This is a genomic window from Mesorhizobium sp. M8A.F.Ca.ET.181.01.1.1, from assembly GCF_004792025.1.
Lineage (GTDB): Bacteria > Pseudomonadota > Alphaproteobacteria > Rhizobiales > Rhizobiaceae > Mesorhizobium.
Window position 1 is genome coordinate 51,762 of sequence record NZ_SRTV01000008.1, and the last position, 21,238, is coordinate 72,999.

Sequence of the window (21,238 nt, forward strand, 5' to 3'; positions counted from 1 at the left end):
CAAAATCAGCCGGGACTGCAAAAAATCCATTCGTTCTTGTGGCAACAGGCTCAACCCGCTCCGGTTTCCGGCTCAAGCAGGTCGGCGTAATGGCGGCGCGCGACGTCGGGATGCGAGCGCAGCCGGCTTTTCAGCACATTGGTTCCGACATCGCGAAACAGCGGATTGTCCGGATCGCTGGCCGGCCCGCGCGCCTGCGTCGCCAATTCCTCGGGGAGTTCGAGCAGCGGTATCGTCGCATCGAGTTTGGCGCTGAAGAAGAACGGCACCGAAATGCGTTCAATGCCGGCGGGCGGCGTCACGACGCGATGCACGGTCGCACGCAAATAGCCGTTCGAGGCCAGCTCGAGCAATTCACCGATGTTGACGACGAGCGTGCCGGGAATGGGATCCACATCCACCCAGCTGCCATCATAGTCGACCTGCAGCCCCTTATTGTCATCCTGAAGCAACAGCGTCAGGAAACCGCCATCCTTGTGCGCGCCGACACCTTGATCACCGCCGGTCGCCTCACGGCCCGGATAGCGCACGATCTTCATGCGGTGGTTTGGCTGCTCACGGTAGATCGGGTCGAAGGCATCCTCTGGCTGGTCGAGCGACAGCGCGAAGGCTTTCAAGAGCCTGATGGCCACCCCTGTCGCCTTGGCCTGCCATGCCAGCAGGGCGGGTTTGAGTTCTGGCAACGCAGCCGGCCACTGGTTCGGCCCCTGCAGCCGCGTCCAGGCGGGAATTCCGGGGCCTTGCGCTATGGGCTGGCGCTCGACGCCGATATCGAGCTGTTCGCGCCAGTCGGCCTTGCCCTTGGTCAGCTCGCCGCCGGCGCGCGTATAGCCGCGGAACTGCGAGGACTTGACCATCTCGATCGCGAGCTTGTCGGCCTCGGCCAAGGCAAAGAAGCGGCGGGACGCGGTGAGCACCTCGCTGATCTCGGCCCAGGAGATCCCGTGTCCGGCCAGGTAGAAAAAGCCGATGTCACGCGAGGCGGAGCGGAGATCCGCCAGAAATGTCCGACGTTCCGATGCGCCTTGCTCAAAGCGGCTCAAATCGAGCACGGGTACTATTCTGGGCATATCAGGCTCCTTTACCGGTTTCCTTCCGCCGCCAATGCCTACAAGTCTCATCGACTCCCCCTTGCCCGGAAAGAAACGATTGGCCCTTCAAAAGCCATCGCGACGAATAATTTTCCACGCCGCGCAGGCGATATGATGATGATCGTGATCACGGCAGGAGATATGGCCGAACTGAGAAGGGTGTTGCGTTGCGGTAAAGACGAGGAAGACTTCCCAACCTTATGGCGAGCCTGGCCGGCGACGGCGGCTTTCAGCATGCCGCGAAGTATTTATGGGCCTTTCTCCAATTTTTGGCGCTTCACGTCAGATATCAGCCGTAAATCCGTTTATAATAAAATTATAGTAAAATAATACTCGCAATATATTTGTTTTAAGCACAAAATTCCGCACCTGAATAGTCGCCGATACTGACGACCATCTTCGAGCTACCCAGTCCTGCCGACTTGAGGGCGATCACTTCAGGGGGGACTATCCCGACCGGCGTTAATCGCTTTGGTCCCGCTCTCCTGAGGGGCCGATCGCTCAAGAGGAGATCTCGAGATGGACGGGTATGACGAATCGATGTTCGACGACCTAGCCTTTGATGAAGCGGAAGGCCCCGCCGACAGCTATGACGAATTCGACGAAATGGACGAAGGCGACGGCTTCGAAGGTGCCGATGAAGGCGACGAGGGCGACGAGTATGACGCGGGCGACGAGTACGAGGCTTCGAGCTTCGACGAGATGGACGCCGGCGACGAATTCGATGAAGGCGACGACTTCGACGAGAGCGACGATTTCGACGAGGGCGACGATGACGGCTGGGACCAAGCGCTGGGCTTCGCGCTCGCGGCTGAAGACAGCGACGAGTTCTTCCGGCGCATCGCCCGCGGCATACGCGGCGCCGTGCGCACCGTGCGGCGTGCCGCTCCCACCATCGGCCGCATCGCCCGCGCCGTGGCGCCGGTCGCCAGCCTCATCCCAGGCTACGGCACGGCAATTGGCGGCGTCGCCAATGTCATCGGCCAGCTGATGGCGGACGAAGCCTCGGAGGACGAAGCGCTCGACGCCTTCGCCGAGCTCGCGGTGCGCAATCGCGCCGCCATCCCGCTGGTCGCGGGGCTCGCCGCCAGACGCGTGCTCGGCCCCGCCGCCGCCCGCATGCCGGCGGCCGCCCGCATCCAGGCGGTGCGCACCGTGCGCCGCGCCGCCACCCAGCTCGTCAACCGTGGCGGGCCGACCGCGATCCGCGCCTTGCCGCGCATCGCCAACAGCGTGCGCCGCACGGCGGTCACCCGGCGCACCCCGGCTTCTGTGCGGCCAATGGTGCTGGCGCGCACCGCGCGCCGTGTCGCGGCACGCGGGCATGGCTTGCGCCGGCAGCTGACGCAGCCCTTGCAGAGAGGGCGGCGGATCGTGCGCCGCACGGCCGCGGCGGTCCGCTCCGGCATGGCTCCGGCACGCATCCTGGCGCGCGCCGCCGGGCGGGCGCTCGGGGGAATGGGCGGCATTGGCGGTTGGACCGGTGGGTATGCTCCGGGCTATGGCCAGGGCCAGGGTTCCGGGCGCCGGCGGCGCATCGTCATCCGCGGTCCGGTCAGCATCACCATCCGGCCCAACTGAAACCCTCTCGGTGCAACCAGAAGGATCGTGGCGATGCGCACGGGTTCTTCGACCAGGCGGTTCCTGGACACCAAGTTGCGGGCGCTGAAGGCGCGCGCGCAGCGCCTGAACCGGCTGACGCCGCGGCGCATCGGGCTGCGTCCCGAAGACCTGCCCTATGCGCCGTCGCGAGCCCATTTCCACGCCGCCAACCGGCGGCTGGCCGCCATCGGCAACGCCATCAATCGGCAGATCGCCGTGATCGAACGCGGCTGGCCGCCGGCAACGGCGCAGGCGGCTCTCACCCAGATGGCGTTGCTCGACCGCAGCATCGACCGGCTGCGCCGCAGCTTCGGCATGTTCTTCGAGGTGATGTCGCAGCGCGGCTCGGGCTTCGCGCCGGCGCTGGCCGCCCATGACGCGATCGCGATGGACTGTTATACCGTCGTCCGCGCGGCCTTGCCCGGCGTCTTCGCCGGCCCGCTGCTGAAGCCGCTGACCTATATGGAACACGGCTATTCGCCGGCGACGCAGCGTCGTGGCGTGGCGCTGGCGCGGTTGCTCGGCGACAGCAATCCGTTCCCGGTGATCCGCGTCCCCTGGGACCGCGACAATCCCTGGCAATCGGTATTCCTGCACGAGGTCGCGCACAATCTGCAGGCCGATATGGGCCTGTGGCAGGAAAACGCGCAGGCGGTCGGTAACCGGCTGGCCTCGATGCGCTTCGATCCGCTCGTGGTGACCATTCTGCGCCGCTGGCACAAGGAGATCTTCGCGGACCTCGCGGCGCTGCTGCTCGGCGGCACGGCGTCGGTCTGGGGCATGATGGAGTTCCTGGCCCACCCCGGCGCGCGCGCCTTGACCTATCGCCCCGGCGGCGCCCATCCGACCGGCTGGATCCGGGTCCTGATCCTGACCGAAATGCTGCGCCGCATGGGCTTCGCCGCCGATGCGGCGCGCGCCGAACGCGTCTGGCGCGCGCTCTACAATCCGTCGCGCGGCCACAGGCTGCCTCCGGTGCTGCTTGCGTCGGTCCCGCGCCTCATCCCGGCGGTGGTCGACGAGATCGCCTACCAGCCTCGGCGGGGGCTGGGCCAGCACGCGCTGGCCGATGCCATTCCATTCACGCGCGCCGACGAAGCCCGCATCCGGCGCGGCGGAATCCAGATCGCGGCGGGGCACGTACCCGACCTGCCGCCACGCTTTCTTGTGTCGGCCAGCCGTTTCGCGCTGGAGGCCGGCGCCGAACCGGACGCCATTGCCAAGCTCGTCATCAGGAACCTGGCCCAGCGCCAGGCAAGCCGACGGCCCGCCGCGCAACCGTCCCCAGCCGCACTCGTTGCATGAGGTGAGATGTCATGGCCGACCTGTCTACAACCGCCGCCAGCCCGGTCTCGAAATTTCGGTCGCCCGCCACGGTCGCCGTCGACAATCTGCTGCGCAAGACGCTGCGCGTCAGTGATCCGCGCGATCCCGACCAGATGGCCAACGCGCTGCTGAACTTCTACCCGCAGGAAGCGGACAGGGACCGCCGCGAACGCGCCGGTCTGGCCTATTCGAGCGTGCCCGATTATGTGCCGCAGGTACGGAACACGGGTCCGTCCTCGGTCGAAATGGCCCAGGCGCAGGACGATCTCGAGCGCGACCTGCAGACGCTTTCGACCTCCTCGCCACTGAAGGACATCCGCATCGAGATGATTGGCTGGGGCCGCTCGATCCGGCAGCTCGCCAATGACGGGCTGGCCGCCGCGCGCCTTTCGCTGGATTCGGTCAACCACGACCGCGCCATGTCGGCGCGCCGCCAGCTCGGCGAGTATTCGCGCCTCGCACGCTATGTCGGCACGCTGACCGATGGCAGCGCCATCCTGTTCCGGCGCTTTGCCCAGAGCTGCGACGTGCTGGCGGGGCTCATCCTTGTCGCCATCGGCGAGGGGCTGGCGTCCAACGGCATCACACGCAGCACCTCGATCGTGCGTTCGGCGGCCGGTGAGCTGCAGGCGCGCCGCAATGCCGTCATCATGGCGCTGCGCAGCCTGACCGGCTCGATCGAAAGCGCGCTTGGCCAGGAGGACTGGCCGCGCGGCATCGAAGCCTATCGCAATCTGGTCCTGCAACTGGAAGCCGGCGGCCAGGCGGACCTGCGTGCCCTTCTGGAAGAGAACGCGCTGTCGCAGGCGATGGACGACCTGGTCGACCTCTCGACCGGGGCAAGCGTCGAGAGCCTGCGTGAACTATCGACCGCGTCGGCGATGCTGGTTCACCGCTTCCAGCGCCTGATCCAGTTCGGCCAGAGCATTCCGGTTCCGATCGACGTGCCGATCACATCGGGACCACCGGAATCGCCGCCGCTGGTGGCGTTCGTCTCCAGCCTGCAGCTCTTCGTCGATGCCTTCGTCGCCAAAGGCAGCTCGCGGCTGCTTTATGTCGCGCGCCCGCCGATCATCGTCTACGGCCTCTATGGCGCCGGCGGTCCCGACCAGGGCGCCGTCCGCTTGATGAACCTCACCATCGCGCGCGGTTTCCTGCTCGAGCAGGTCGACTGCTTCGCCGGCTGCGGCTGCGACGACAACGAGATCAGCTGCCAGGTGCTCCTGGATTACATGCTGTTCCTGCTCGACCGGGCGATCGATCTCTATGCGGTCGGCATCGATCCGGACGGCCTCGGTGAACAGGAGAGACGCGCGACCGCCGTCGGCCTCGCCGTCGGCGCGGTGCTGGACCTGACCGACCAGGTGGCGAACCCCGGCGTGCTGCTGTGCGAATTCAGCGACAAGCTGAAGACCAAGCTCGCCACCATCTCCGGCGAGTTGCTCGACCCGTTCGGTGGCGCTGGCGCCTGGGACCCCGGTCTCAAGGGGCTGATGGTGCGTGAGCTGCGAACCTTCTACCAGGCCGAGGAGCAGACCGAGCGCCTGGTGCGGTCGCTGACCCAGCAATGCGACTTCAACGTTTTCAACTTCCGCAACAACCAGTCGCTGATCCGCTGGATGATCCGCACGATCCTGCAGAACACGTTCAACCAGGGCACCAACCTGCCGAGCCCGGTCCAGATGCCGTCGCCTATCGCGAGCTCGATGGCTAGCATGGGTCAGAACCGTCCCGACTACTGGTCGGCGTGAGCAGGCATGAGAGGAGCAGGACAATGGCTGCGAAAATTCCGTTTCCCTATCATCCGGCCAACAAGTTCCACGCCGGGGTCAAGGCCCGCTTCGAAGTGGAGGCCCAGACGCCGCAATCGATCGACCTGTTGACCAAACAGGTCGATACCGGCAGCCAGGGAACCCAGAAGGCCATCGGCGACGTTGCCAAGGCGATCAGGAGATATCCCGACGGAGACCAGTCGAAGACCTTCGAACGGCTGACCGCCGCGATGGAGACCATCGCCACCGCGCTGCAGAACCAGCCCAAGGGTAGCGAGATCGACAAGAAGCTTGGCGACATCGGCAAGGCGATCGACAGGTTTGACGAAACGGTGCGGTCGTTTGGCCTGCGCGACAGGGACAATGTCACGGCACTCTACGCGGCGGCGGTCGACACGACCGGCGACATCGTTGGCCGTACGAATGCGGGCCAATGGCTCATCCGGGCGGAATTCCCGTCGCTGCAGGCCATCGTCAAGTTTCAGAAGACCAAGCCGCAGGACGAACGGCGCAGCGAGTTCGTCAAGCGCGTGCGCGCTGTCGAGCCCGCCCCACCAGGCCTTCCCGCGGCGATCACCGACAGCGAGCTGGCGCGCTTCTTCGACCTGGTGCCGGCCGTGATCAGCGCCATCAATGCCAGTCAGGACACTGGCTCCAGCGAGCCGCCCAAAGCCTGAAACCATGAGCCGCCAATTCGAGCAACATGAGGTCTGTTATGGCTAGCGAATCCAATGAGGTCATCCAAAGGCTGTTCCAGCGCTTCTTCAGGGACGAGCTGCCCGGATTGTCGCCGGCGGACCGCGCCGCTTTCGAGAGCGAGTTCGAGGGCCGCTACGGTGAACTGCTCGATCGCTCGTCCAGTGCGACGACAACGAGCTTCGCGGATCTGGTGGGCTTCGGCGACGGGCCGCTCAAGCCGTTCGACGCGCTGCAGATGCCGTTGCTGCGCAACGACTTCGACGAATCCATCATTCCGCCGCAGCTGCAGGCCTCGGCAGAACTCTATTACATCTACCAGATGGACCGCATGAAGCTGTTCCAGGTCGTCGATGTGCTGCGCCGGCTGTTCCAGAACGGCCAGATCCGCATCCAGCGCGGCCCCGGCGCGCGCGGGCTCTACATCCTCGAGAAGTGGCGGCCGATCCGCTACAAGCGCCGCGACCGGCTGATCGCCTATCGCCGCGTCTTCAACTATGGCCGCGCGCCGGTGCCGTCGGGGGCGATCGTCAACCGCAGCTTCCACTTCATGCTGGTCGCCTTCATGAACGCGATGTCGCAATACTTCCAGGATCTGACCATCGGCCAGGTCATCCGCGGCAGCTCGACCATCAATGACCGGCCGTTCGCGGCGCTCGCCACGGTGCAGCGTGTGGGTACCGACCTGCGCTACCATCTCGACCGTTCAAGCTATGGCAACATCCTGGCGCTGACCCGTGAAACCGGCCAGTACGTGCAGCAAATCTTCGAACTGTTCGACGCGCCCGACATCAAGAAGTCCTTCGACGCCAACACCAAATGGGATGTCATCGAAGCCGTCGCCAACCGGCACTTGGGCGGCGCGGCCGAGATGTCGCAGCGCGCCAAGATGGCGGATGCGGGGCGCAGGACGCTGCAATACATCGCCGAGAACGATTTCCGCACGACGATCACGCCGGCCGAGTTCGACGCCGACGCCAAGAAGATGGGCTCGCAGGCCGACGCGTGGCTCGCCGCCTACCGGCTGACGCGCGAAGGGCGCCGCTTCCCCGGCCTCGATGGCGATCGTGTGCACTGGTCGTACGGGCTCAACCGCAACACCGCCTCGCGCATCGCCGCCTAAACCGTTGCAGCTGTTCAGCATCCGGTGGAGTCGCCGGACAGCTCCAACTCTTTGTTTCTGAAGGGTGTCCGCGATGGACCACCATCTGGCTCTTCCCGGGCGCTTTTCGCCCAAGCCCCCGAACATCGTCATCGATGCGCCGCTGGCGCTGTCGCCGATGGGGCTGCTCGTCACGGTGACGCTGTCGCAGTCGGCTCGGGTGTGGCTGCCGCGCGGCTTCTACACCTTGCTCGACAATGACGAGTACTACCGCCACCGGCCGGACCAGATGGGCGGCGGCTGGCTGCATCCCGATGCGCGGGACGCGACGCTCAGGGAATTGGTGCTTGAGCTCGAGCCGTGGCGCCGCGCCTGGCAGAACGGCCGGCTGTCGTCACGCGTGCACTGGGTCGGCGACGCGCAATATGAGAGCGCGCTGCCCGAGCGCGAAGGCACTGCCCTGCTGCCGCGCTTCGAAGGCTGTTGTGCCGCGCTTGAAGCCCGGCTTGGCGACCTCGCCGGCACCGCAGCACCGCTCGACGAATGCGCGCGCGACGTCATTGCCCTGTCGGCCGCGCTGCAGCCCGAGAGCACCTACATCCTGACCATCGCCGGCAGCGCCGGTGCCCGGCCGCCGCTATGCGACTATCTGGAGCGGCTCGCGTTTCCGGCCACACGTCATCCGGGCGCGATCCCGGGTTGGTCTGGTCCGGCCTTCTGGCCCGCCGCCGCCCCGATCGCCGCGAGCGGCCGCAGCGCCGCCATCGTGCAGGTCGTCGCGCCGGTCATCCTGGCGCTGCCGGACGGCTGGAGCGAAACCGACTGGGCGCTGGAGGATCCAGCCGACCATGACGAGACGCCGGACGATCCCTGGCGCAATGCCTGCGCGCTCTGGTACGAGCTGGCACCAGTGGAGGCGGCGGCATGAAACCGGCCCGCCTCCACCCGGTCCACGGCCTGCGCACCAATGCGCGCGACCTGGTGATGATCAGCGTCGCCGGGCAAGTGGCTTCGCCGACAGAGAAGGGAACGCCGTGGCGCATCGGCTACGACGGCAGGCCGCGCTCGCTGCCGGGCACCGGCGGCATCGTGCTCAACCATCGCGTCGGCGACCCTTGCGTCGGGCTCGCCGGCGATCATGTCGAACCGGCGGTGTCGATCCGCAACGAGGCGCGCGCGGCCGGCGGCAGCCCTGATGCCGCCAACCAGGCGCTGCAGAGCTATTCCTGCGTCGGCAATCACGCCATCGTCACGACGGGGCGCGCCGCCGGCGCGCGCGGCGTGGTGACCGGCAAGCATGGCGGCGTCGACACGGTGCTGATCGACTTTCCGCTGCCGGCGATGCGTCAGATGGCGATCGGCGACCGCATCCAGGTCTGGGCCTATGGACTTGGCCTGCGCCTGACCGACTATCCCGACGTTGCGATCTGGAACTGCTCGCCACGGCTGCTCGCGCGCTGGCGGCCGGTGGAGCGCAACGGCAGGATCCACGTCAAGGTCACGCATCGCATTCCCGCCCGCGTCATGGGTTCGGGGCTGGGCCGCAACAATGTGCTGCGCGGCGACTACGACATCCAGATGTCCGATCCGGGCATGGTGCGTCGCTACAAGCTCGGCTCGCTGCGTTTCGGCGACATTGTCGGCATCATGGACGCAGACAACCGCTATGGCCGCTCGCGGCTGGGCGGGCATGTTTCGGTGGGTGTTATCGTGCACTCGGACAGCACCGTGGCGGGTCATGGCCCGGGTGTCGTCTCGCTGCTTTCGGCACCGGCTTCGCTATTGCAGCTTGAGCTCGATCCGAGCGCCAACATCGCCAGCTATCTCGATATCAGGCCGCCACGGCCGGCGCGGCCTTCCTTTCCGCTGCCCACGGTCGAACAGCGGGAAAGAACCGTGGCGCGGCTGCGCCGGCGGGCGACGGCGGCAGACGCAAAGGTGGATGCCGGTCCGGGTTAGCTCCGGCGGGCAAGCGACATTGAACACAACGCAGGAAGGGAGCCGGCATGTCATATCTCGACGAACAACTCGACGCGCTGGTTGACGAGGCAGCGCAAACAGTCGGCCACCGCCGGCCATGCGGCTGCGCACAATGCCGCCGGCAACAGGGCTTTCGCGCCGTGGAGGTCAGGCGCCGGCATTTCCCAAGCGGTGGCTGCGGCTGCGGTTGCGGCGGCGACACCTCCTTCGACGAAGCCACCGTGCGGCGGGGACGTGCTCCGCGGCCGGCGCGCGGCCAGACCCCGGCACGGGCTCGGGGTTCGCAACTGCCGGGCTGGCGCGGCTGGACGCCGCCGGTGTCGCTGGCCGCCATCGATGCGGCGCGCACCGCCGCCGGCAGGGGCCAAGCCGTCGATCCATTGCTGCGGCCGTTCCTGGCGCCGGGGCCGCAGGTCTATCGCATCACCCGCGCCGGCATAGACCGCGACCGTCCGCTCAGCATCGGCATGACCAAGGGGACCAATTCGATCGCGCAGAGGATTGTCGAACATTACCGGCAGCCGAGCCGCGCCGACCCCCGGGTCAACACCGCGATCCGCAACCTGCAACCGGGCCAGGTCCTGGTCCAGGCGGCTCGCCTGACCCGCCAGGCGATGCATCCAAGGCGGGCCCGGAACTATGAGGGCTGGCTGCAGGACCGGGAGCGGCCACTGCTCTATGACCCCAACAGCACCACATTCGATGAAGCGGGGCTGATGTACACCAACTGAACCAAGGGAGATCTCCATGCACGGGCAAGTCGCACCTCATGCAAGGTCGGTATGGGCCGACCTCGATGCCATCGTTCTCCAGGAGGTCAAGGCGCTGCGCTCGGTCCCGCCGCGCCCGGCGGAACCACAATTTGGTTCCGACGAGGAGTTCATGGATCGCGCGACGGCCTACCTTGAGGGCCGGGGCGAAGAGGCCCATCTTCTAGTGGACCGCCTGCGCGACATGCTCGGCCCGGCAGCGGACGCGGACATGGCCGCGACCGACGTCCCACGGGAGGTGGCAAGCGGAGGCGGGATCTACGATGTGGCTCCGCCGGATGTCGCGCCGTCGCAAGCCGAGCCACCACAAGCCGAGCAAGACACATGACGCTGTTCTCGCCAGCGCCCTTCGAACTCGACCGTCTGGCCGACGAAGCGGATTATGCGGTGGTCGGGCCGACCGACGGCCGCGCCAGAGTCGCGCACACCAACCGCTTTCCGCACAGCGCGGTCTGCCATATCGAGCGCGACTTCGGCGACGGCAGGCTGACCGGCTGCACCGCTTTCCTGATCTCGCCGACGCGCCTGCTGACCGCCGCACACTGCATCACCAGCCCGATCCGGCAGCGGCTTGGCCTGCCCAACCTTGCCGTGCGCATCCGGGTCACGCCGGGCCGTGCGTCCCGCGACGCGCGCCCCTTCGGCTGGCAATGGGCGAAACGCTGGCACGTCAATCCGCCCTACCGCCGTCGGCCATCCGCGCTGCACGATGTCGGGCTGATCGAACTCGAGCGGCCGTTCTCGCCGGCGCCGGGTTTTTTCCGGCTGTGGTCGCCGAGCCGGCAGGATCTCGACAGGCTCCGGGCCTCGCGTCTGCTGCACATTTCAGGCTATCCGGCCGACAAGCCGGAGGGCACGCAGTGGGAGCATGCCGAGCGTCTCGACCGGATCACCGAGCGGCAGCTTTTCTACAGCGTCGACACCTGTCCGGGACACAGCGGCGCGCCGGTCTGGATCCAGCGCCAGCAGGCCGGCCCGCCGGTCATCATCGCCGTTCACACCGCCGGTCCGCGCCCGCATTCGGGCGGCGCCTGGGGCTGCCGGCCGGGTGTGCCGCTGGCGCCGGCCGGGCTGTTCAACCGCGGTGTCAGGATAACGCCGGACCTGTTGCGCTCTATCAACTCCGGATTCGCACCCTGACCTGAAAATTGATGGCCCCAAATGATTTTGGGAATGCTAATATTCCGGGAAGTGTTATAGTTCGGGCCATCAATGCAGCATTCATACGGGTTGCGCCGTGGTCCGGTGGCGTGGCCGTTTGCTAAGGCGCCAGGGCTTGTGATTGTAATGAGTTTCCTGCCAACTAAGGCGTTCGGTCATGATTGGGCATGCCGAGAACTTGCAGAGGCTTTCGGAGTTCGCCGAAGAACTCTCCGCGTCACGGAATGAGCGGAACACCGATACGGACACATCGAGTTTTGTGGTGAACGGCCATTCGCTGGTCGCCATCCGGCATCTCGAAGATGAGGAGCCTGGCGGCCCGAGCGGCCATGGCGATCAGCGCCCCGTGGGCCGCATCGTATGCGCCGGCACTCACTATCTGATCTATGACGCAGTCTATGTTCCGGCAACCGCCGACACACCGCTCACGGCCGCCGATATACTGACGCGGCGCGAGCTGCAGATCGCGCTGCTGATCGCCGAAGGCAAGCTCGACAAGGAAATCGCACGCCAGCTCGGCATCAGCGGCTACACGGTGCGCGAACACATCAGGCGGATCTTCGCCAAGCTGAATATCGGCCGCCGCTCGGCAATCGCATCTTGCGTGCTGCCCGGATGGACGGATTTTCGCCATGATGTCCGATAGATCGAGGCGCTGCCTGCGACCAGCATGGGTCAGCCGATGCCTTGCCTGAAGGGTCAGCCCTGAGCAGCATGCCGAAGAGTTCGCGCGGCTCGTCGGGGTCGGCCAGCATGTCGAGTTCCTGGTAGAGGCTGGTCGACTTCAGCTGATCCCTGACATAACCCAGCGCCGAAAAGTCCTCTATGGCGAAGCCTACGGAATCGAACAGCGTGATCTGGGCGGCATCGCGCCGGCCCTTGGTCGCCTGATATGACCTGCCACAGGTTATCGGGCACATGCTGCTGGATCTCGCCTTCGATGGGGGTCTGCTGGGGATATTCGACGAAGATGCCGAAGGCCGGCGATCGCCCGATGTCAACATCCCTTCATTGTTGACACTATTTAAAGTATCTGTAATAGTTTTTACAAAACAAGAGACCGTGGATTTCGGGGAGGCCAGTGGCGATACGCGATGTTCTGATGCGCGGGGATCTAGCGCTGACGCCGTCGGAGGAAAAGATCGTCCGGCTGCTGTTGACGGACTATCCGACCTCCGGCCTTGGCACCGCCTCGTCGCTCGCGCGGCGCGCCGGCGTCAGCGATCCCACCGTGGTCCGGCTGGTGGTCAAGCTCGGCTATGAGGGGTTTCCGGATTTCCAGGCAAAGCTGCTCGCCGAGGTCGAGGCCAGGCTGCATTCGCCTCTGTTGATGATGGAGACCAAGCGGCAAAGCGGTTCCAGCGACAGCGCGGTGCTCGCCTATCTCGATTCCGTCACCGCGGCCCTGCAGAAAGCCACCGCCGCGACACCGGTCCAGACCTACGAACGGGCCGCCCGCCTTTTGATGGAGGCCAAGGGCGAGATCGTTCTGGTCGGCGGCCGGTTCAGCCGCCACATCGCCGGCATGCTGGCCGGATATCTCGCGCAGTTCCGCAGCGGAGTCCGCGATCTCGGCGTGCTCTCCCCCCAGACATTCGACACGCTGGCCGATCTCGGCCGCCGCGACGTGCTCGTCGTCTTCGACTATCGCCGCTATCAGCTCGACGTGATGGCCTATGCAAGCCAGGCGGCCGCGCTCGATGTGCGCATTCTTCTGTTCACCGACCAATGGCTGTCGCCGATATCAGACCTCGCCGAAGTCACGATCGTCAGCCCACTCGAAGTCGCCTCACCCTATGACACGCTGGCGCCGGCGATCGCGCAGATGGAGGCGTTGACCGCCCAGATCGTTTCAACGCTGGGCGATGACGCCCGGGCTCGTATCGAGAGAATCGAGAAAGTGCGGCGCGCCAATGCGGTGACGCTCGACAGCGATGCGGAAGGCCAGACGGTTGGCCCCCGAAAAACAGCTGGACCACGCAAGACACCTGGACCCAAAGCAGCAAAGCAGGACGACAAGGCATGACCCAAACCTTATCCAAGCTGGCCCTACCCAAGCGAGACGAAGCCTTCCGTGCCGGCGAGACGGCGCTGCTGCTCGTCGACATGCAGCGCATCTGGCTGGAGCCGGGCGCAGACCCCTCGCATCCGGAGCGCGGCCCAGACCATTATTTCTACCGGCAGACAGCCTTGCAGACGATCCCCAACCAGGAGCGCCTGCTGGCGGCGGCGCGGGCCAATGGCGTCGAGGTGCTGCACACCATCATACAGAGCCTGACCGAAGATGGCCGCGACCGTTCGCTCGACCACAAGCTGACGCCGATCCATGTCGCGCCCGGCCTGCCCGAAGGCCTGCCGGTTGCATCGCTGGCGCCGGTCGGCGACGAGATCATGCTCCCGAAGACCTCGTCCGGCATCTTCAACTCGACCAATGTCGACTACCTCCTGAAAAACCTTGGCATCCGCTACCTCGTCGTGGTCGGCGTGCTGACCGACCAGTGCGTCGACATGACGGTGCGCGACGGAGCCGACCGTGGCTATCTCGTCACCTGCGTGTCGGATGCCTGCGCCACCATCACCCAGCAACGTCACGACATCGCGCTGAAGGCCTTCGGCGGCTATTGCTGGGTCACGGACACCGACACCGTCGTCGACCGCTTCAACGCCCTGGGAAAAACGGCATGACATCGACCGTCGAGCCCCTCGTTGCCGTCGTCACGACAGACCTCTCCGCCATTACGCGGGGCCGCTTCGTTACTGAAGGCAAGTTGCAAAAAACCGCCGCGACCGGTGTCGGCTGGCTGCAGGCCAATCTGTCGATGACGCCGTTCAATTCGATCGTCGATCCCAACCCCTGGGGCTCGTCGGGGGACCTTCGGCTGATCCCCGATCTCAAGGCACGCTTCCGCACCGAACGGACGGGATCGGCGACCCCGTTCGACATGGTGGCCGGCGACATCGTCGAGCTCGACGGCAGCCCGTGGCTCGGCTGCACGCGGACCATGCTCCGGGACGCGCTGGCGGAATTGAAGGCTGCGACCGGCCTTTCCGTCATCGCCGCCTTCGAGCACGAATTCCACATTGCCGATGGCAGCTTCGCGCCGGCGCATTCGATGTCCTTTGCGGCGCTGCGCCGCACCGACCCGTTCGCCCCCAATCTGATGGCGGCGCTGGAGGAGGCAGGCGTCGGCCCCGAAGTCGTCATCGCCGAATTCGGCAATGAACAATTCGAAGTGACGCACGAGCCGGCCGATGCGCTGACGGCAGCCGATCGCGCCGTCGCCATCCGCGAAATCACGCGCGAAGTGGCGCGCAATGCCGGCTGGCGCGCGAGCTTCGCGCCCAAGATCGCCCCCAATGCCGTCGGCAACGGCGTGCACATTCATTTCAGCTTCGTCGACGAAGACGGCAAGCCGGCGACTTACGATGCGGCGCGGCCCGGCGGCCTCTCCGCCAAGGCCGGCGCCTTCTGTGCCGGCGTGCTGCGCCATCTGCCTGGGATGACCGCCATGACGGCGTCGAGCGTATCATCCTTCTATCGCCTCAAGCCGCACAGCTGGAGTTCGTCCTACACCTGGCTCGCCGACCGTGACCGCGAGGCGTCGCTGCGCATTTGCCCGACGGTGACGATCGGCGGACGCGATCCGGCACGGCAGTACAATGTCGAGTACCGGGCGGCCGACGCCACCGGCAATCCTTATTTGTCGCTGGCCGCGATCATCCGCGCCGGGCTGGAAGGGCTGAAGGCGGATCTTCCCTCGCCGCCGCTGGTCACCGGCGACCCGACGCTGATGAGCGAGGCGGAACGGGCAAAGCTTGGCCTGGTGCGGCTGCCCGAAACCTTGCCGGCGGCGCTGGACGCGCTTCTGGCCGACAAGACCGTCACGGGATGGTTCGCCCCGATCTTCATCGAGACCTTCGTCGGGCTGAAGCAGCATGAAGCCGAGCGCCTGGCCGGCCTCGATCCGGCCGCCATCTGCGATCTCTACCGGACGCTCTATTGATGACCGCACGGAGTGAAAGGAACACGCCCGCTCAAGGAGACTGGCCCGACGCCGTCGAGGTTCTCAACGAGCACGGCCGCTGCGACATCGTGCTGCTGTGCGAGCATGCGTCGAACCACATGCCGGCCGAATATCGGCAGCTGGGGCTCGATGCCAGCCACCTGCGGCGCCACATCGCCTGGGACATCGGCGCCGCGGAGGTGACGCGCCTGTTGTCGGCGCGGCTCGATGCGCCGGCCTTCCTCAGCGGCTATTCCCGGCTGCTGATCGACCTCAACCGGCCGCTGGACAGCCCGGGCAGCATCCCCCTGCTGTCGGAGGACACCGACATTCCCGGCAATGCCGGTATCGACGCGGCGGAACGGGACCGACGCGCCAAGATCATGTTTTCGCCGTTCCATGAGCGGGTGACCGCGCATCTCGACCGAAGAATTGCCGAAGGCCGGCCGACGCGGATCGTGACCATCCACTCGTTCACGCCGGTGTTCCTTGGTGTTGCCAGGCCATGGCATGCGGGCGTGCTGTATGCGCGTGCAGCCGATCTCGCCGCAGCGATCCTTTCGGGCCTGCGCGCCGACGCGTCGCTCAACGTCGCGGCCAACGTGCCCTATGTGATCAGCCGCGACGCCGACTACGCCGTGCCCATCCATGGCGATGATCGCGGCATCCCTGCTGTCCTCATCGAGATAAGGCAGGACCTGCTGTCGACACGGTCCGGCATCGAGGAATGGGCGGACCGGCTGGCGGCGGCGCTGCCCGCCCGCGAGACGGAGACAACTTCGTAAAGAATCTCGACCTGCGCGGACATGACGCGCGACCATCGCGCAGATCGGCACTCAGCGTGGCACCGCTTTATCAGTAACGGGAGCCGCGGCTCACGCCAGCCACTCCTTGATCGCCGGGCGAGCGAGAACGGCACGCATGCGGTCCTCGGCGTCGGCGACAGCCAGTGTCATCGGGGCACGGGTCGGACCGCATTCGACGCCGATGACGCGGAACGCCGCCTTCATGCCCGGCAGCACACCGGTTTCCAGCAGTGCCTCGACGAAATCCTGCGACACCATCTGCAGCGCCTTCGCCTGGCGCAGATCGCCGCCGCGAACGGCCTGATCAATCGCCACGTAGAGCCTGCCGAGCAGATTGTAGGTAGTTCCGATACCACCCTCGGTGCCGAGCATGCCGGCGGCGGCATAGATCTCATCGAAGCCGTAGTAGAACAGCTTCTGCGGCTGCCGCTTGCGCAGCAGGGAATATTTGAACAGGTCGGTGGAGGTGAACTTGATGCCGACGACTTTGCTGAGATCGAGCAGCCGGACCAGCAGGGGAAGCGGCAGAGGCCGGCCGGTGCGCAAGGGGATTTCGTAGACGATAAGCGGCAGGTCGGTCGCCGCCGCCAGCGCCTGGTAGTAGCCGAAGACTTCTTCGTCGGAGAACGGGTAGGAATGCGGCGGCAACGCCGACAGCGCGTGATAGCCGAGCTTGCGCGCCTGCCGCGCCAGACGGATGGAATCACGCAGGTTCGGCATGCCGACATGGGCGATCAGCTTGACGCCACTTGAGACCGCGCCGGCGAAGACCACCTCTTGCTGCGCCAACAATTCGTCCACCGTCAGCAGGCCGGATTCGCCGCTGCTGCCACCGACATAGAGGCCTGCCAGACCCTGGCGCAGCACATAGTCGTTGATGTTGCGCTGCCGTTGCGGATCGAACTCGCCGGCATCGCTCAGTCCGGTCATCAGGGCGGCATACATACCCGCCAATTGCTTGGTCATTGGGATCCTCGGTTTTCCAGATTTGTCATGATGTGGCTTCGCCAGCGTGGTGGCAGGCGACGAGATGCTGGCCGGTGCCGGCGGAGCCGAAATCGCGCCGTGCCGGATCGACCTTGGTGCAGATCTCGGTCGCCAGGGGGCAGCGCGGATGGAAATGGCAGCCGGGCGGCGGCTTCGACGGATCGGGCACGCCACCGCCGAGCACGATGCGGCGGCGTGTGCCCCCCGCCTTGGGATCGGGCTCCGGGATCGCCGACAACAGCGCGCGCGTATAGGGATGCAGTGGTGCGCCGAACACCGCTTTCGTGGTGCCGATCTCGACGATGCGGCCGAGATACATCACCGCGACGCGGTCGCTGAGATAGCGGATCATCGACAGATCGTGCCCGACGAACAGATAGGTCAGGCCGAGGCGCGGCTTGAGGTCGTCGAGCAAATTGACGATCTGCGCCTGGATCGAAACGTCGAGCGCCGAGATCGGCTCGTCGGCGATGATGAATTTCGGATTGGCGGCAAGCGCGCGGGCAATGCCGACGCGCTGGCGCTGGCCGCCGGAGAGTTCGAACGGATAGCGGTTGCGCAGCGCTTCCCGGAGACCCACCAGCGCCAGCAATTCGCTGACACGGGCATCGCGCGAGGCGCGGGTGCCGATCTTCTGCGCACGCAACCCTTCGCCGATAATGCGGCCGACGGTCATGCGCGGGTTGAGCGAACCGAACGGGTTCTGGAAAACCATCTGCATGTCGCGGCGGCGCTGCTTCAGCTCCTCGCCTGTCGCGCCCGCATAATTCCTGCCCTCGAAGACAATGCTGCCGGCGCTGGGGCGCTCAAGGCCCAGCACGGCGCGGCCGGTCGTCGATTTGCCGCAGCCGCTTTCGCCGACCAGCGCCAGCGTCTCGCCGCGCATCACCTCGAAGCTGACGCCGTCGACGGCATGCACCGCGCCGACCTGCCGCCTGAGCACGCCGCGCCGGATCGGAAAATGCACCTTGAGATCGGTGACGGTGAGCAGCGCTTCCTGCTTCGGTGCCGTCACGGCCGGCTTGTCAGCGGCGCCGGCGCCCGTGCGCGGCCCCCGTTCCACCTCCCGCCAGCGCCAGCAGGCGACGGTCTGATCGGCACCGGCAGCTTCCAGCGGCGGCCTTGCCTGGCGGCAGCGCGCCTCGGCATGGTCGCAGCGCGGCGCGAAGGCGCAGAAGGTCGGCGCCAGCGTGACATTGGGCGGCGCGCCCTTGATCGGCACCAGCCTGGTGTTGGCCGCCGTCAGCGACGGGATCGAGTTCAACAGGCCGATCGTATAGGGATGCTTGGTTGCCGAAAACAAATCGCCGACCGGCGCGCTTTCGACGATCGAGCCGGCATACATCACCGCGACGCGATCGACGAAGCCGGCGACGAGGCTGAGGTCGTGGCTGATCCAGATGATTGCCATGCCGAGCTGCTTCTGCAGGCGCACGACCAACTCGACGATCTGCGCCTGGATGGTGACGTCGAGCGCGGTCGTCGGCTCGTCGGCGATCAGGATCGACGGTTTGCACACCAGCGCCATGGCGATGCCGATGCGCTGCAACTGGCCGCCCGAGAACTGGTGCGGAAAGGCGCGCATGCGCTGCGGCGCGTTGGCGATGCCGACCAGCGCCAGCATGTCGAGAGCCTGGCGTTCGGCCTCGGCGTCGTTCAGGCCCTGGTGCTCGCGCAGCGCCTCGGTCAGTTGCAGGCCGATGGTCAGCACCGGATTCAGCGACGACATCGGATCCTGGAAGATCATGGCGATGTCGCGGCCGCGTATCTGGCGCAGCTCTCTGTCGGGCATGGCCAGGAGATCGCGGCCACGAAACAGCGCCCGGCCCGCGGTGACGCGGCCGGGCGGCTTGCGGATCAGGCCCATCAGCGTCTGCACGGTGACCGATTTACCGGAGCCGCTCTCGCCGACGATCGCCAGCGACTCGCCCTCGGCAAGGTCGAAGGAAACGTCGTTGACGGCATAGACGGAATTGCCGCTCGGGCCAAATTCGACGCTCAGCCCCTGCACCGAAAGCACCGCCTGCTGCCCGATCCCCTTCGCGGCCCTGCCGACGGCAAGCGTGTCGGCGCCGATCATTTGCCACCCATGATGTGCTGCGGGTCGAGCGCATCGCGCAGGCCGTCGCCGACGAAGTTGATGCTGAGTACGGCCATGGCGATCATCGCGCCGGGCGGGATCCACATCCAGGGCTGGCTCTCCAGGATCGACAGCGTGCGGGCGTCGCGCAGCATGTTGCCCCAACTGGCGGCCGGCGCCTGCGCGCCAAGGCCGAGGAAGGAGAGCGAAGCTTCGAGCAGTATGACGGTCGCCACGTCGAGCGTGATCGCCACCAGGATTGGGCTGAGCACATTGGGCAGGATGTGTTCGAGGATGATGACCGGGGGCGAGGTGCCGAGCGAGCGCGCGGCCAGGATGAATTCCTGGTTGCGCAAGGCCAGGATCTCACCACGCGTCAGGCGGGCGATGGAAGGCCAGCTGAGCAGTCCGATCACCACCATGGTGTTGAAGATGCTGGGCCCGACGACCGCGACGAAGGCAATGATGATGACCAGGCGCGGGAAGGTCAGCACCATGTCGATCAGGCCCATCAGCAGGAGGTCCACCTTGCCGCCGAAATAGCCGGCGACGCAGCCGATGAAGATGCCGATCGCCGCCGAGATCGCCACGGCGACGAAGCCGACCGTCAGCGATATGCGGCCGCCATAGAGGATGCGGGCGAAGATGTCGCGGCCGGTGCCGTCCGTGCCCAGCCAGTGCATGCCGCCAGGCGGCTGGTTGCGACCTCTGAGATCGATTTCGTTGGGGCCGTAATGGGCGATCAGCGGCGCCAGCACGCAGGCGAGCACGATAATGGCGAGCATGATCAGGCCGAGCGTTGCCAGGCGGTGGTTGAGGAAGCGGCGCGCCGCCTCGCCCCACAGGCCGCGCGATGCGCCGGCGGCGATCGTCATGTCGAGGGCGGCGTCAGTCATAGCTCACCCTGGGGTCGAGCACGCTGTAGGCGAGGTCGGTGCCGAGATTGGCCAGCATGACGATGATGGCGGTGATCAGCACGTAGCCCATGATCACGGGACTATCCCTGTTCACCACGGAATCGATGAACATCAGGCCGATGCCTGGCCACTGGAAAATGGTCTCGATCACCACCGAGCCGCCGAACAGCGTCGGCAGCGCCAGGCCGAAGACGGTAACCAGCGGGATCAGCGCGTTGCGCAGGCCGTGGCGCAACGTGATGGTGCGGGGCTTGAGGCCCTTGGCCTTGGCGGTGCGCATATAGCTCTGGTTCAGCACTTCGAGCATGCCGGCGCGGGCATAGCGCATGAAGATCGCGGCACGGAACAACGCAAGTGCGGCCGCGGGCAGGACGAGGTGCCTGAGATTGTCGAGGAGCGAGAAGTTTTCACCAGCCGTGGAAATGCCCGACGACGGCAGCCAGCGCAGCTCCAGGGCAAAGACGTAGACGAGCAGCAGTCCCATGAAGAAGTCCGGGATCGAGACGCCGACAAAGCCGGCAAGCGTCAGCGAATAGTCGGTGAGCTTGTATTGCCTGAGCGCCGAGATCACGCCCAGCGTGGTGCCGATGACGAAAGCGACGAGCAGTGCGACGCCCATCAGTTCCAGCGTCATCGGCAACCGCTCGACAATGATGTCGCCGACACTGCGGCCATTGACGAAGGAACGGCCGAGATTGCCGTGCAGGATCTGGCCGATCCAGTGGAGGTACTGGATGTAGACCGGCTGGTCGAGGCCGAGTTCGCCGCGCCGCATGGCAATCAGTTCCTCGCTCGACGGCGCCTCCGCCGTGATCATCGCCAGCACCGCGTCACCCGGCATGGCATGCGCGATGGCGAAGACGATCACGGTGACGCCGAACAGCACCGGGATGCTGAGCAAGAGTTTGCGCAGGAGATAGCTGAGCACCGGCCTCTCCTATGGC

21 protein-coding genes and 1 pseudogene are annotated in these 21,238 nt (G+C 66.1%); 16 read left to right on the forward strand and 6 right to left on the reverse strand.

The annotated features are described in order from the left end of the window. Window positions 1-50: 50 nt before the first annotated feature. Window positions 51-1,052 (reverse strand): isopenicillin N synthase family oxygenase, encoded by a 1,002-nt coding sequence (locus tag EN824_RS25385; protein WP_245464414.1) that lies wholly within the window; start codon window positions 1,050-1,052, stop codon window positions 51-53. On the opposite strand from EN824_RS25385, the gene EN824_RS36165 reads away from it, so the two are divergent. From EN824_RS36165 to EN824_RS25445, 12 genes are all read left to right on the forward strand, one after another. Then, entirely contained in the window at window positions 945-1,421 is a 477-nt protein-coding gene (locus tag EN824_RS36165) for a hypothetical protein (RefSeq protein ID WP_245464415.1), read from the forward strand. The two genes, EN824_RS25385 and EN824_RS36165, sit on opposite strands and share 108 nt — an antisense overlap. Before the next feature lie 189 nt (window positions 1,422-1,610). After that, the gene (locus EN824_RS25395) at window positions 1,611-2,672 is read left to right on the forward strand and encodes a hypothetical protein (protein ID WP_127279167.1); all 1,062 of its coding nucleotides are present in this window, start codon (window positions 1,611-1,613) and stop codon (window positions 2,670-2,672) included. 75 nt (window positions 2,673-2,747) lie between these two features. Beyond that, on the forward strand, window positions 2,748-3,998 hold the full coding sequence (locus tag EN824_RS25400; protein WP_245521009.1) for a hypothetical protein: 1,251 nt from the start codon (window positions 2,748-2,750) through the stop codon (window positions 3,996-3,998). Window positions 3,999-4,009: 11 nt separating this feature from the next. After that, the gene (locus EN824_RS25405) at window positions 4,010-5,770 is read left to right on the forward strand and encodes a hypothetical protein (RefSeq protein ID WP_245521010.1); all 1,761 of its coding nucleotides are present in this window, start codon (window positions 4,010-4,012) and stop codon (window positions 5,768-5,770) included. A gap of 23 nt (window positions 5,771-5,793) precedes the next feature. Beyond that, window positions 5,794-6,468 carry a hypothetical protein gene (locus EN824_RS25410; RefSeq protein WP_135932828.1) on the forward strand — a complete coding sequence of 225 codons (675 nt, stop codon included), beginning with the start codon at window positions 5,794-5,796 and terminating at the stop codon, window positions 6,466-6,468. Between the two features lie 38 nt (window positions 6,469-6,506). Next, window positions 6,507-7,610: a hypothetical protein gene (locus EN824_RS25415; RefSeq protein WP_127870915.1), complete on the forward strand. Its 1,104-nt coding sequence runs from the start codon at window positions 6,507-6,509 to the stop codon at window positions 7,608-7,610. A 73-nt stretch (window positions 7,611-7,683) separates the two neighbouring features. Further along, on the forward strand, window positions 7,684-8,517 hold the full coding sequence (locus EN824_RS25420) for a hypothetical protein (protein WP_127280028.1): 834 nt from the start codon (window positions 7,684-7,686) through the stop codon (window positions 8,515-8,517). Further along, window positions 8,514-9,548, forward strand: coding sequence for a DUF4438 domain-containing protein (locus tag EN824_RS25425; protein WP_135932829.1), 1,035 nt, complete (start codon window positions 8,514-8,516; stop codon window positions 9,546-9,548). The genes EN824_RS25420 and EN824_RS25425 overlap by 4 nt, the downstream gene beginning before the upstream one ends. Window positions 9,549-9,595: 47 nt before the next feature. After that, complete coding sequence (locus EN824_RS25430; RefSeq protein WP_135932830.1) at window positions 9,596-10,300, forward strand: hypothetical protein; 705 nt, start codon at window positions 9,596-9,598, stop codon at window positions 10,298-10,300. 16 nt (window positions 10,301-10,316) lie between these two features. Then, a complete protein-coding gene (locus tag EN824_RS25435) occupies window positions 10,317-10,667 on the forward strand; it encodes a hypothetical protein (protein WP_135932831.1) in 351 nt (116 codons plus the stop codon). Continuing rightward, window positions 10,664-11,479, forward strand: a complete 816-nt coding sequence (locus tag EN824_RS25440) for a serine protease (protein ID WP_127870912.1) — start codon at window positions 10,664-10,666, stop codon at window positions 11,477-11,479. The genes EN824_RS25435 and EN824_RS25440 overlap by 4 nt, the downstream gene beginning before the upstream one ends. Before the next feature lie 178 nt (window positions 11,480-11,657). Beyond that, the gene (locus EN824_RS25445; RefSeq protein ID WP_127275917.1) at window positions 11,658-12,146 is read left to right on the forward strand and encodes a helix-turn-helix transcriptional regulator; all 489 of its coding nucleotides are present in this window, start codon (window positions 11,658-11,660) and stop codon (window positions 12,144-12,146) included. 55 nt (window positions 12,147-12,201) lie between these two features. Here the strand turns inward: EN824_RS25445 and EN824_RS36170 are convergent. Then, a pseudogene (locus tag EN824_RS36170) lies at window positions 12,202-12,508 on the reverse strand (hypothetical protein); the annotation flags it as partial. Between the two features lie 73 nt (window positions 12,509-12,581). On the opposite strand from EN824_RS36170, the gene EN824_RS25455 reads away from it, so the two are divergent. From EN824_RS25455 to EN824_RS25470, 4 genes are read left to right on the forward strand one after another with little or no spacing between them, the layout of a single operon-like run. After that, a complete protein-coding gene (locus EN824_RS25455) occupies window positions 12,582-13,526 on the forward strand; it encodes a MurR/RpiR family transcriptional regulator (protein ID WP_135932832.1) in 945 nt (314 codons plus the stop codon). Continuing rightward, window positions 13,523-14,185, forward strand: a complete 663-nt coding sequence (locus EN824_RS25460; protein WP_135932833.1) for an isochorismatase family cysteine hydrolase — start codon at window positions 13,523-13,525, stop codon at window positions 14,183-14,185. Before EN824_RS25455 ends, EN824_RS25460 begins: the two co-directional genes overlap by 4 nt. Continuing rightward, window positions 14,182-15,504, forward strand: a complete 1,323-nt coding sequence (locus tag EN824_RS25465) for a glutamine synthetase (RefSeq protein WP_127275914.1) — start codon at window positions 14,182-14,184, stop codon at window positions 15,502-15,504. The genes EN824_RS25460 and EN824_RS25465 overlap by 4 nt, the downstream gene beginning before the upstream one ends. Further along, complete coding sequence (locus EN824_RS25470) at window positions 15,504-16,289, forward strand: N-formylglutamate amidohydrolase (protein WP_135932834.1); 786 nt, start codon at window positions 15,504-15,506, stop codon at window positions 16,287-16,289. Before EN824_RS25465 ends, EN824_RS25470 begins: the two co-directional genes overlap by 1 nt. A gap of 90 nt (window positions 16,290-16,379) precedes the next feature. On the opposite strand, the gene EN824_RS25475 is transcribed toward EN824_RS25470, so the two are convergent. From EN824_RS25475 to EN824_RS25490, 4 genes are read right to left on the reverse strand one after another with little or no spacing between them, the layout of a single operon-like run. Then, window positions 16,380-17,276 (reverse strand): dihydrodipicolinate synthase family protein, encoded by an 897-nt coding sequence (locus tag EN824_RS25475; RefSeq protein ID WP_189522222.1) that lies wholly within the window; start codon window positions 17,274-17,276, stop codon window positions 16,380-16,382. A 25-nt stretch (window positions 17,277-17,301) separates the two neighbouring features. Beyond that, entirely contained in the window at window positions 17,302-19,377 is a 2,076-nt protein-coding gene (locus EN824_RS25480) for an ABC transporter ATP-binding protein (protein WP_127870910.1), read from the reverse strand. After that, window positions 19,374-20,273 (reverse strand): oligopeptide ABC transporter permease, encoded by a 900-nt coding sequence (gene opp4C / locus EN824_RS25485; RefSeq protein ID WP_135880957.1) that lies wholly within the window; start codon window positions 20,271-20,273, stop codon window positions 19,374-19,376. Before opp4C ends, EN824_RS25480 begins: the two co-directional genes overlap by 4 nt. After that, window positions 20,266-21,222, reverse strand: coding sequence for an ABC transporter permease (locus tag EN824_RS25490; protein WP_127275910.1), 957 nt, complete (start codon window positions 21,220-21,222; stop codon window positions 20,266-20,268). Before EN824_RS25490 ends, opp4C begins: the two co-directional genes overlap by 8 nt. Window positions 21,223-21,238: the final 16 nt, after the last annotated feature.